The 11412-nt window shown below is 71.6% G+C and carries 8 protein-coding genes; 6 read left to right on the top strand and 2 right to left on the bottom strand.

Annotated features, from left to right (window positions below; genetic code table 11):
* Positions 1–77: 77 nt before the first annotated feature.
* Positions 78–1127, bottom strand: a complete 1050-nt coding sequence (locus AB0912_RS17070) for a LacI family DNA-binding transcriptional regulator (protein ID WP_366700326.1) — start codon at positions 1125–1127, stop codon at positions 78–80.
* Between the two features lie 220 nt (positions 1128–1347).
* Between AB0912_RS17070 and AB0912_RS17075 the strand changes: the two genes are divergently transcribed.
* The 6 genes from AB0912_RS17075 to AB0912_RS17100 all read left to right on the top strand — a co-directional run bounded on the left by AB0912_RS17075 (position 1348) and on the right by AB0912_RS17100 (position 11076).
* A complete protein-coding gene (locus AB0912_RS17075) occupies positions 1348–2637 on the top strand; it encodes a sugar ABC transporter substrate-binding protein (RefSeq protein ID WP_366700328.1) in 1290 nt (429 codons plus the stop codon).
* 6 nt (positions 2638–2643) lie between these two features.
* On the top strand, positions 2644–3660 hold the full coding sequence (locus AB0912_RS17080) for a sugar ABC transporter permease (protein WP_366700330.1): 1017 nt from the start codon (positions 2644–2646) through the stop codon (positions 3658–3660).
* A 38-nt stretch (positions 3661–3698) separates the two neighbouring features.
* Entirely contained in the window at positions 3699–4613 is a 915-nt protein-coding gene (locus AB0912_RS17085) for a carbohydrate ABC transporter permease (RefSeq protein WP_366700332.1), read from the top strand.
* A 141-nt stretch (positions 4614–4754) separates the two neighbouring features.
* The gene (locus AB0912_RS17090) at positions 4755–5987 is read left to right on the top strand and encodes a glycosyl hydrolase (protein ID WP_366700334.1); all 1233 of its coding nucleotides are present in this window, start codon (positions 4755–4757) and stop codon (positions 5985–5987) included.
* Between the two features lie 43 nt (positions 5988–6030).
* Positions 6031–8031: an endo-beta-N-acetylglucosaminidase gene (locus AB0912_RS17095; RefSeq protein WP_366700336.1), complete on the top strand. Its 2001-nt coding sequence runs from the start codon at positions 6031–6033 to the stop codon at positions 8029–8031.
* 27 nt (positions 8032–8058) lie between these two features.
* Positions 8059–11076, top strand: a complete 3018-nt coding sequence (locus AB0912_RS17100; RefSeq protein WP_366700338.1) for a glycoside hydrolase family 38 C-terminal domain-containing protein — start codon at positions 8059–8061, stop codon at positions 11074–11076.
* Positions 11077–11102: 26 nt separating this feature from the next.
* Here AB0912_RS17100 and AB0912_RS17105 read toward each other — a convergent pair.
* The coding region (locus tag AB0912_RS17105; RefSeq protein ID WP_366700340.1) for a transposase at positions 11103–11412 on the bottom strand (310 nt) is incomplete at its 5' end.

An 11412-nucleotide genomic window follows, 5' to 3' on the forward strand; every position in this document is an offset into this window, starting at 1 on the left:
TCACGCGCGGATGTCGAGAGCCGTTCACGCGCGGATATGGCGCGGCCCCGCCGGACCCCCGCTGGGCCCGCCGGGCTTCACGGGGTGGGGTTACAGGGCCCCGTGCTCTCCCGCTCGATCAGCCGGGGGACCGGGACCCGGACCGTCCGGGCCGGGCCGCCGTCCAGCAGCGCCGTCAGTTCCTGGGCCGCCGTGCGCCCGAACTGGACGGTGTCCCGGGACAGCGCGGACAGCCAGGGCCTGACCATCCGGCACAGCGCGGAGTCCTCCCAGGCGACCACCGACACCCCGCCCGGGACCGGGAAGCCCAGCTCCGTCGCGGCGGCGACACCGGCGAGGGCCATCACGTCGTTGTCGTAGACCAGCGCGCTCGGCGGCTCGGCGCCCTCCAGCAGGCGCCGGGTGGCGGCCGCGCCCTCCGCGTCCGAGTAGTCGGTGGTCACCGAGCGGACCTCGGCGAGGCCGCGCCGCTCCGCCTCGGCCCGCAGCGTGCGGATGCGCCGCTCGGTGTGGGCGAGTCCCGGCAGGCCCGCGATGTGCACGATCCTGCGGTGGCCGAGCGCGTACAGCGCGTCGACCAGGGCCGCCATCGCGCCCGCGTCGTCCGCCCACACCGTGGACAGGCCCGGGTGCAGATCCTCCGGTGCCCCGCCGATGATCACGGCGGGCAGTCCGAGTTCGTCGAGCAGGCCGGGGCGGGGATCGGCGACGCGCGGGTCCACCACGAGCACCCCGTCCACGCGGTGCTCGGCCCACCAGCGCCGGTAGACCGCGCACTCGGCGTCCACGTCCTCGACCACCTGGAAGAGCAGACCGAGATGACGCTCCGCCAGCACCTCCTGGATGCCCGAGACGAGCTGGAGGAAGAACGAGTCGACGCCCAGCGCGTCGGCGGGCCGCGCCACCACCAGGCCCACGGTGGCCGCGCCCTCGCCGGAGAGCTGGCGGGCCGCCGTGCTCGGCCGCCAGCCGAGCTGCTTGGCCACCCGGCGCACCCGGTCGCGGGTGACCTCGGAGACGCCGGGCCGGTCGTTCAGCGCGAAGGACACCGCGCTCTCGGAGACCCCGGCGCGCCGCGCGATGTCCTTCATCGTCGGCCGGCGCGCCGGAGACCGTCTGGCTGGCACGGGGCTCCCCTTTTCTCCCGGTCATGTACTAAAGCGCTTGAGTGACCTCACCCTAAAGCGCATTAGTGATTCCTCGCAAGGGGCCGACGGAAGCGCTCTGACCTGCGCTAATGCTTTACGCATTTCTTTAGTTGGCGCTAATCCATTGACTTCGCTCCGCGCCGCCGGGCATGGTCGCTGGCGCCACCACCCGCAGACGCCGCAAGGGAGCCGTGTCACCGTGCCCATACCCCGCAGAGCACTTGTCGCCGCCGCCGTCGCCCTCGTCCTGCCGCTGAGCGCCTGCGGCTCCGGTTCCGGCGGCGGTGGCTCCACGGACGCCTCCGGCAAGGTCGAGGGCGACATCACCTTCCAGACCTGGAACCTGAGGGCCAACTTCAAGCCGTACTTCGAGGGCGTCATCGCCGACTTCGAGAAGAAGTACCCCGGCACCCATGTGAAGTGGATCGACCAGCCCGCCGAGGGCTACGCCGACAAGATCAGCGCGGACGCCGCCGGCGGCACCCTGCCCGACGTCGTGAACGTCTCCCCGGACCTCGTCGCCCCGCTCGCCAAGGCCGGACTCGCCCTCGACCTCGACAAGTCCGCCGCCCGCTACAAGAAGGAGTACCTGCCCGGCGCCTGGGCGGGACACCAGATCCCCGGCATGACCGGCACGTACGCCTTCCCCTGGTACCTCAACACCGGGCCGCTGTTCTACAACAAGTCGCTCTTCACCAAGGCCGGCCTCGACGCCGGCGAGCCGCCGACGACGTACGACGAACTCTTCGCGGACGCCCTCCGGCTCGCGGACAAGAGCCACGGCAAGGTCGCCACCCTCGCCAACGTGCCCACCATCGAGGACTTCGGCCGCTACGGCGTCGAGCTGATGAACAAACAGGGCACCGCGTTCTCCTTCAACGACGCCAAGGGCGTACAACTCCTCACCAAGTACAAGGAGTTGTACGACGCGAAAGCGCTCGACCCGCAGGCGCTGACCGCCACTCCCGAGTCGTCCGGCAAGAAGTTCCTCACCGGCGCCGTCGCGATGAACCCCGGCAGCGCACTGGACCTCGGCAACTTCAAGAAGCAGGCCCCGAACCTCTACAAGAACATCGGCATCACGGACCAGATCACCAGCACCGGCAAGGTGAACATGTACGTGATGGGCGTGATGGTCAACGCGCGCACCAAGCGCACCCCGGCCGCGGTCGCCTTCGCGCACTTCGTCACCGACGCCCAGAACCAGATGTCCTTCGCCAAGAAGGTCGCGATCTTCCCGAGCACCGCGGGGTCCCTGGACGACCCGTACTTCACCGAGGAGGACGGCACCGACGAGACCCGCGTCCGGGTCGCCGCCGCCAAGTCCCTGAAGAACGCGGTGAATTACACGCCGGTCCTGTTCAGCGAGCAGATGAAGACCGCCCTGCGCAACGAGATCGCCAAGGCCCTGCAGGGCAAGGAGAGCCCCAAGTCGGCGCTCGACAACGCTGTCAAGGCCTGTGACACGCTGCTGCGGCAGCAGGGCTGAGCGGTCATGGCGAGTTCCTCCAGCACCGCGCGCGAGCCCGGCGGTCTGTCGCGCGAGTCCCGCGGCCTGTCCCGGGACCCTCGCGGTCGGTCGCGGGAGCCGCGGACCGGCTCCCGTCCGGCGGCTCCCGGTCCGAGCCGGCCCGGCACCCGGGTTCGGCGCCAACTGGCCACCAGCCCCTGGCTGTTCGCGGCCCCCGGGCTGGTCGTCGTCGGCGTCTTCATCCTCTATCCGTTCGTCTCGACGGTGGTCAACTCCTTCACCGACCGCCGCACCCTGATCCCCGGCGAGTTCGTGGGCCTGGCCAACTTCCGGGAGCTGCTGCACGACGAGATGTTCTGGACCGGGCTGCGCAACAGCACGCTGTACGTCCTCGGGGTCGTCCCCGCGCTCGTCCTGCTGCCGCTGCTGCTCGCCCTCCTCGTCCAGAAGAACATCCCCGGCATCGCGTTCTTCCGGTCGGCCTTCTACACCCCGGTCGTCGCGTCGATCGTCGTGGTCGGACTCATCTGGGTGTGGCTCCTGGACGAGCGCGGGCTGGTGAACGCCGTGCTGGAGGCGGTCGGTGTCGGCAGGGTCGGGTTCCTGAGCGACCAGTGGCTGCTCCTGTGCAGCGCCATGGCCGTCACGGTCTGGAAGGGCCTCGGCTACTACATGATCATTTATCTGGCGGCGCTGGCCAACGTGCCCCGCGAACTGCACGAGGCCGCGGCGGTCGACGGCGCGGGCGCCGTACGCCGCTTCCTCACCGTCACCGTGCCCGCCGTCCGCTCCACCATGGTCCTGGTCGGCGCGCTCTCCTCGGTCGCCGCCTTCAAGGTGTTCTCCGAGGTGTACCTGATGGCCGGTCCCGACGGCGGACCGGCCGGCGAGGACACCACCCTCGTCATGCTGGTCCAGCGCACCGGCACCGGACTCACCGGCCGTGTCGGCTACGCGTCCGCGATCTCGGTGGTCGTCTTCGTCGTCACCGTCGCGCTCATGCTGCTCGTGCTGCGCGCCGACCGGAAGGAGGACGCGTGAGCGCGGAAGGAAGACGCGTGAGCGCGGAAGGAAGAAGCGTGAGCGTGCAGGAGAAGACGCCCGCCGCCCGGCAGCCCGCCACGGCGGACCGGCCACGCCGGCACTGGGTCACCGACGAGCACGGACGACGCGTCCCGGCCTGGGAACTCGCCCTGCGCTACCTGCTGTTGCTGACCGTGCTCGCCCTGACCGTCGGCCCGTTCCTGTGGCAGCTCTCCACCTCGCTCAAGGGGCCGACCGAGGACATCTTCAGCTCACCGCCCCGGTTCCTGCCCGGCGACCCGACGCTGCACAACTACCAGCGCGTCGCCGACACCATCCCGGTGTGGGAGTACGCCCTCAACTCGCTGAAGGTGGCGGGAGCCAACGTCGTCACCAACTGCGTCGGCTCGGCGCTCGCGGGATACGCCCTGGCCCGGCTCCGCTACCGGGGCCGGCGGGTGGCCACCCTGGTCTTCATCCTGGCCATGCTGGTGCCCGTCGAGGGCATCATCATCGCCCAGTTCACGACCATGCGGGAACTCGGCCTGAACAACACGCTCATCGGCGTGGTCCTGCCCGGCTGCGTCGGCGCCATGAACGTCCTGCTGATGCGCAACGCCTTCCTCAACCTCCCCTACGAGATCGAGGAAGCGGCCTTCGTGGACGGCGCCAACGTGTGGCAGCGGTTCCTGCGGATCGCGCTGCCCTCGGTCAAGGGGACGCTCGCCGTCGTCGCGATCTTCGCTTTCATGGGCGCCTGGGACGACTTCCTGTGGCCGCTCATCGTGCTCAGCGATCCGTCGAAGTTCACCCTCACCATCGGACTCAACTATCTGCACGGCACCTTCGCCAACGACGAACGGCTCGTCGCCGCCGGCACGGTCATCGCCGTGGCGCCCCTCATCGCCCTGTTCGCCTGCCTCCAGCGGTACTTCTTCCGGGGAGTCGGCGAGGGAGCGGTCAAGGGCTGACCGCCTCGCACCCCGCCGCAATCCCCGCCTCCGCACCCGCAGCCCCGTAGCCCCGGACCCCGCAGTCCCGCACTCCGTACTCCAGCCTCCACGGCCCGCCCCTCCTCTCGCCCCGCCGTCCCGATTCGCAAGGACCCCCGCATGCCCCCTGCCGCGCGCTTCGGCGTCAACTACACCCCCAGCCAAGGGTGGTTCCACCACTGGCTCGACTTCGACCTGGACGCCGTCCGCGCCGACCTCGACTCCATCGCCGCGCTCGGTCTCGACCACATCCGGGTCTTCCCGCTGTGGCCCTACTTCCAGCCCAACCGGACCCTGATCCGGCCACGCGCCGTCGAGCAGCTCGTCGCGCTCGCCGACGCGGCCGGCGAGCGCGGACTCGACGTCAACGTGGACGGACTGCAAGGGCATCTGTCCAGCTTCGACTTCCTGCCGGCCTGGACGCAGACCTGGCACCGGCGGAACATCTTCACCGACCCGGACGTCGTCGCGGGGGAGGCCGCCTACCTGCGGACCCTCGCCGCCGCCCTCGCCGACCGGCCCAACTTCATCGGGATGACCATCGGCAACGAGATCAACCAGTTCGCCGCCGGACCGCACCCCGACCCCGACCGCGTCACCGAGGCCCAGGCCGAGGCCTGGCTGCGGCACCTGCTCGCCGCCTGCGAGGAGGGCGCCCCCGGCAAGCCGCACCTGCACGCCTCGTACGACGCCGCCTGGTACCAGGACGACCAGCCGTTCAACCCCGGCCACTCGGCCCGGCTCGGCGCGATGACCGCCGTCCACTCCTGGGTCTTCAACGGCACCGCCCAGCGCCACGGCAGGACCGGCGTCGCCACCGAGCACCACGCCGCCTATCTGATCGAGCTGTCCAAGGCCTGGTCCGACGACCCGCACCGCCCGGTCTGGCTGCAAGAGGTCGGCGCCCCCGCCCCGTTCATCCCCGCCGAACACGCCGCCGCCTTCACCGAGGCCACCGTGACGAACGCCCTCGACTGCCCGGACCTGTGGGGCGTGACCTGGTGGTGCTCCCACGACGTCAGCCGCGACCTCGCCGACTTCCCCGAACTCGAATACGGACTTGGCCTGTTGACCAGCGACCGGCAAACGAAACCCGCCGGGGACACCATCGCCCGCATCGTCAAGGAGTCCGGGCCGGCCGCCCCGGCCGCCCGCACCACCGCACTGGTCGTCGACACCGCGCCGGGCCGTTCCGTCTGCGCGCCGGGCGGCCCCGTCTTCGAGGCCTTCGCCCGGCTCACCGCCGACGGAGCCCGCCCCACCACCGTCCTCGCGAGCCGCGCCGCCGACCCCGGACACCTGGTCGCGCGCGGGATCACCGAGGTCGTCACACCGGCTCAGGCCTTCGCCTGAGCCGAGCACCGTAATGCGTTCCCCACACGATACGGAGCACCACGTGAACCTCAGCAGACGCGCCGTCCTGCTCGCCGGAGCGGGTGCCGCCGCCGGACTCGTCCCCGGCCTGTCCGGTACGGCGGCGGCCGCGGCCCGTGACCTCCAGCCGTGCGCCTCCTACTGGTACCCCGACTCGCTGCCCTCGGGCACGCCCGGCACCGGCATCACCTGGCGCAGCCTGAAGTCCTGGCGCGCCGAGACCGACCCCGACCTCGCCTTCAACGCCGCCGCCGTGCCGCTCGCCGGCCGCTTCACCCCGGTCCCCGCCAACACCACCGCCCGCTCGGGACAGGCCCGCGTCCAGTCCCTCGTCTCCTTCGGCCCCACCGCCCAGAACCCGTCGCAGGGCGCGCCCACCGCCGACTACTACGCCCTGACCCACTGGGCCTACCTCGACGAACTCGTCTTCTGGGGCGGCTCGTCGGGGGAGGGGCTGATCCTCGCGCCGAACGCGCCGGTCGTGGACGCGGCGCACCGGCACGGCGTACCGGTCCTCGGCAACGTGTTCCTGCCGCCCGCCGCGTACGGCGGCCAGTTGCGGTGGACCCGCGACCTCGTCCAGCAGGACACCGACGGGCACTACCCGCTCGCCGCCCAACTCGTCGCCGTCGCCGAGGCGTACGGCTTCGACGGCTGGTTCGTCAACGCCGAGACCGGCGGCGGCGACACCGCCCTCGCCACCGACATGCGGGGCTTTCTCGGGGAGTTGAGGTCGCTCGGCGCGGCCAGGGGGCAGCGGGTCACCTGGTACGACGCGATGACCGTGAACGGCTCGGTCGCCTGGCAGGGCGCGCTGAACGACCGGAACGCGGCGTTCTTCCAGGCGGCGGACTCGATGTTCCTCGACTTCCGCTGGTCCTCCGCCTCACTGGCTTCCTCCGGGACAGCCGCCGGTCAACTCGGGCGCAGCCGGTACCAGTTGTGGGCGGGCGTCGACGTCGAGGCGAACGGCACGAACGCCTCCGTCGACTGGGACGCCATCGCCCCGGCCACGAAGGACCACGTCACCTCCGTCGGCTACTACCGCCCCGAGTGGACCCGCAACCACCTGCCCGCGAGCCGCACCCCCGGCGACTTCCACGCGGCCGACGACGCCTTCTGGACCGGCGCCTCCCTCGACCCCGCGCACCCCGACCCCGCCGCCCGCTGGCGGGCGCCCGCCCAGTTCGTCGCCGACCGCTCCACCGTCACCTCCCTGCCGTTCGCGACCGTCTTCAACACCGGCCACGGCCTGAAGTGGTACGAGGACGGCGAGGCCGTCTCGGACACCCCCTGGAACCACCTCGGTCTCCAGGACCGGCTGCCCTCCCGCCGCTGGGTGGCGCGCACCGACGGCGCACGCCCCTCCGTGACCTTCGACTTCGCGGACGCCTGGCGCGGCGGCAGCAGCGTCCTCGTCGCGGGAGACCTCGACGCCCCGGTCACCCTGGACCTGTACGCGACCCGCCTCCCGCTGGGCGAGGACACCGTGGTCGAGCTGACCCACCGCACGGACGAGGGCGGCGTATCCGTGGAGCTGGCCGTCGCCACGGACGACCCGGAATCGGCCGGCGGCGCACCCCCGTACACCTGCTTCCCGGTACCGGCGGGCGGCGGCTGGCGGACCTCGGCCGTGTCGCTCGCCGGGCTGACGGGGACCGTCCGCGCCCTCGGCGTCCGGCTGACCGGGACCGGTGGCCCGGTGCGCTGGCGGCTCGGCGGACTCGCCGTCCGGGACGCCCCCCTCACCCCGGACGCGCCCACCGGGCTGCGGGTCACCGACGCCGAGGGCGGCGCGCTGCGCCTCGCCTGGCAGCCGGCCCCCGGACCGGTGCGCCACTACGAGCTGTACCGGCTCCTGCCCGACGGCTCGCGCCGCTTCCTCGGCGGCACCTGCCAGCGCGCCTTCCACGTCGCCGGGCTCGTCCCCGAACAGGGCGAACCGGCCGCACGGTTCGAACTGCGCTCGGTGGGGGAACTGTTCAGCGTCTCCCCACCCGCGACGATCACGCACACCTGGTAACCGCACCCCACACCCACGGAGCACCGCATGCATGACGACCGCACCCTGGTCGAGTCCCGCCTCAAGCGCGTCCTGGACGAACGGATCCGTCCGGCCGTGTACCCCGAGTCCGTCCCGCTGGAGGTGGCGGTGTGGAACGCGCCCGGTGAACCCGTGCCGGTCGAGGAGGGGCTCGCCGCGCCGACGGAACCGATCGAGGTGGGCGCGCGCTGGGGTGCTCCGTGGGGCACCAGTTGGTTCACGGTCACCGGAACCGTCCCCGAGGCCTGGGCCGGACGGACCGTCGAGGCCCTGCTCGACCTCGGCTTCGACGAGAACATGCCCGGCTTCCAGTGCGAGGGGCTCGTCTACCGGCCCGACGGCTCCCCCGTCAAGGGCCTCAACCCGCGCAACCAGTGGGTGCGGATCGCCGCGCCGGCCGCGGGCGGCGAGCACGTCGAGCTGCGGATCGAGGCCGCCTCCAACCCGGTGATCCTCGATTACCACCCCTTCCTGCCCACCCGGCTCGGCGACAAGGAGACCGCCGGCAGCGAGCCGCAGTACCGGCTCACCCGCATGGACCTCGCCGTCCTCGACGAGGAGGTCTGGAACCTCGTCATCGACCTGGAGGTCCTCGGCGAGCTGATGGCGGAGCTGCCGGTGGAGTCCCCGCGCCGCTGGGACGTCCTGCGCGCGGTGGAACGCGCCCTGGACGCGGTGGACCTCCAGGACGTCAACGGCACGGCGGAGGCGGCCCGTTCACAGCTCCGGGAGGTCCTGGCCGCGCCCGCCGTGCCGTCCGCCCACCGGATCAGCGCCGTCGGGCACGCGCACATCGACTCCGCCTGGCTGTGGCCGCTGCGCGAGACGGTCCGCAAGGTGGCCCGTACGACCTCCAACATGACCGCGCTCATCGAGGACGAGCCCGACTTCGTCTTCGCCATGTCGCAGGCCCAGCAGTGGGCCTGGGTCAAGGAGCACCGGCCCGAGGTGTGGGCCCGGGTGAAGAAGGCGGTGGACGACGGCCGGTTCGTGCCGGCCGGCGGCATGTGGGTGGAGTCCGACACCAACATGCCCGGCTCGGAGGCGATGGCCCGTCAGTTCGTGCACGGCAAGCGGTTCTTCCTGGACGAGTTCGGTGTCGAGAACGACGAGGCGTGGCTGCCCGACACGTTCGGCTTCGCCGCCGGGCTGCCGCAGATCATCAAGGCGGCCGGCTCCAAGTGGCTGCTCACCCAGAAGATCTCCTGGTCCCAGACGAACAAGTTCCCGCATCACACGTTCCGTTGGGAGGGCATCGACGGCACCCGGATCTTCACCCACTTCCCTCCCGTCGACACCTACAACTGCTCGATGAACGGGCGGGAGATCGCGCACGCGGCGAGCAACTTCAAGGACAAGGGCGCAGCCCGGCACTCCCTCGCCCCCACCGGCTGGGGTGACGGAGGCGGCGGCACCACCCGCGAGATGATCGCCAAGGCCGCCCGCCTGCGCGACCTCGAAGGCTCCGCGACCGTCGTGTGGGAGACCCCGGAGGACTTCTTCCGCAAGGCCGAGGCCGAATACCCCGACGCGCCCGTGTGGGTCGGCGAACTGTACCTGGAACTGCACCGCGCCACCCTCACCAGCCAGGCGAAGACCAAGCAGGGCAACCGGCGCAGCGAACACCTGCTGCGCGAGGCCGAACTCTGGGCCGCGACCGCCGCCGTACGCACCGGATTCCCCTACCCGTACGAGGAGTTGGACCGCATCTGGAAGACGGTCCTGCTGCACCAGTTCCACGACATCCTGCCCGGCTCGTCCATCGCCTGGGTGCACCGCGAGGCGCGCCGCACCTACGAACGCGTCGCCGCCGAACTGGACGCGATCATCGACGCCGCCCAGCGGGCCCTCGCGGGCGAGGGATCGGCTCCCCTGGTCTTCAACTCCGCGCCGCACCCCCGCGACGGGGTGCCCGCCGGAGGCGCCCGGACGGCGGCCGTGCTCGGCGAGACGGCTCTCGCGCCCCGCGTCGACGGCGGCTTTGTCCTGGACAACGGCGTGCTCCGCGTCGAGATCGACGGCCGGGGACTCGTCGTCTCCGCGTACGACCTGTCCGCCGACCGGGAGACGGTCGCGCCGGGACGGGCGGCGAACCTGCTCCAACTCCACCCGGACTTCCCGAACATGTGGGACGCCTGGGACGTGGACGAGTTCTACCGGAACACCGTCACCGACCTGCTCGACGTGGACGAGGTCGCACCGGGCGAGGACGGGGTCTCGGTACGGATCGTCCGCTCCTTCGGCGACTCCAAGGTCACCCAGGTGCTGTCGCTGGCCCCCGGCGAGCAGCGGCTCGACATCGACACCGAGGTCGACTGGCACGAGACCGAGAAGTTCCTGAAGCTCGCCTTCCCGCTCGACGTGCACGCCGAACGGTACGCGTCCGAGACCCAGTTCGGGCACTTCTACCGGCCCACCCACACCAACACCTCGTGGGAGGCGGCCAAGTTCGAGGCCTGCAACCACCGCTTCGTGCACATCGAGGAACCGGGCTGGGGTGTCGCCCTGGTCAACGACTCGACGTACGGCCACGACGTCACCCGTACCGTCCGGGACGAGGACTCCGGCACGACGACCACCGTCCGGGTCTCGCTGCTGCGCGCCCCGCGCTTCCCCGACCCCGAGACCGACCAGGGCGTGCACCGCTTCCGGCACGCGCTGGTTCCGGGCGCGGCGATCGGCGACGCGGTGCGCGAGGGCTGGCGCATCAACCTGCCGGAGCGCCGGGTGGCCGGCTCCCAGGAGGTCGTCCCGCTGGTCGGGGTCGGGCAGGACGCCGTGGTGGTGACGGCGGTCAAGCTGGCCGACGACGAGAGCGGTGACGTGATCGTGCGCTTCCACGAGTCCCGGGGCGGCCGGTCCCGGGCCACCCTGACCGTGGGCTTCGCGTTCGAGGAGGTCACGGTGACGGACCTGCTGGAGCGACCCCTCGCCGACGCGGCCGAGCCCGAGCGTGACGGGGAGCGACTGCGGGTGGCGCTGCGGCCGTTCGAGCTGGTGACGCTCCGCTTGAAGCGGGCCTGATCCGGGGGGTGCCTCTATGTCTTTCGTCAAGCGAGGCGTGGGGCGCGGGGTTCGTAGAAGGTGCCGTCGCGGAGCATGGCGAACAGCATGCTGATGCGGTGGCGGGCGAGTCGGAGGAGGGCCTGGGTGTGGGTTTTGCCGCGGGCTCGGCAGCGGTCGTAGTAGGTGCGGGAGGCGGGGTCGTGGAGGGCTGCGAACGCGGAGAGGAACATCGCGCGTTTGAGCTGCCGGTTCCCGCCTTTGGGGGCGTGTTCGCCGTGGATCGAGGTTCCCGACTGCCTGGTGGCCGGGGCGAGGCCGGCGTAGGAGGCCAGGTGGGCGGCGCTGGGGAAGGTG

The organism is Streptomyces sp. NPDC007084 (genome assembly GCF_040703595.1).
In the GTDB taxonomy this organism is placed as follows: Bacteria; Actinomycetota; Actinomycetes; order Streptomycetales; family Streptomycetaceae; genus Streptomyces.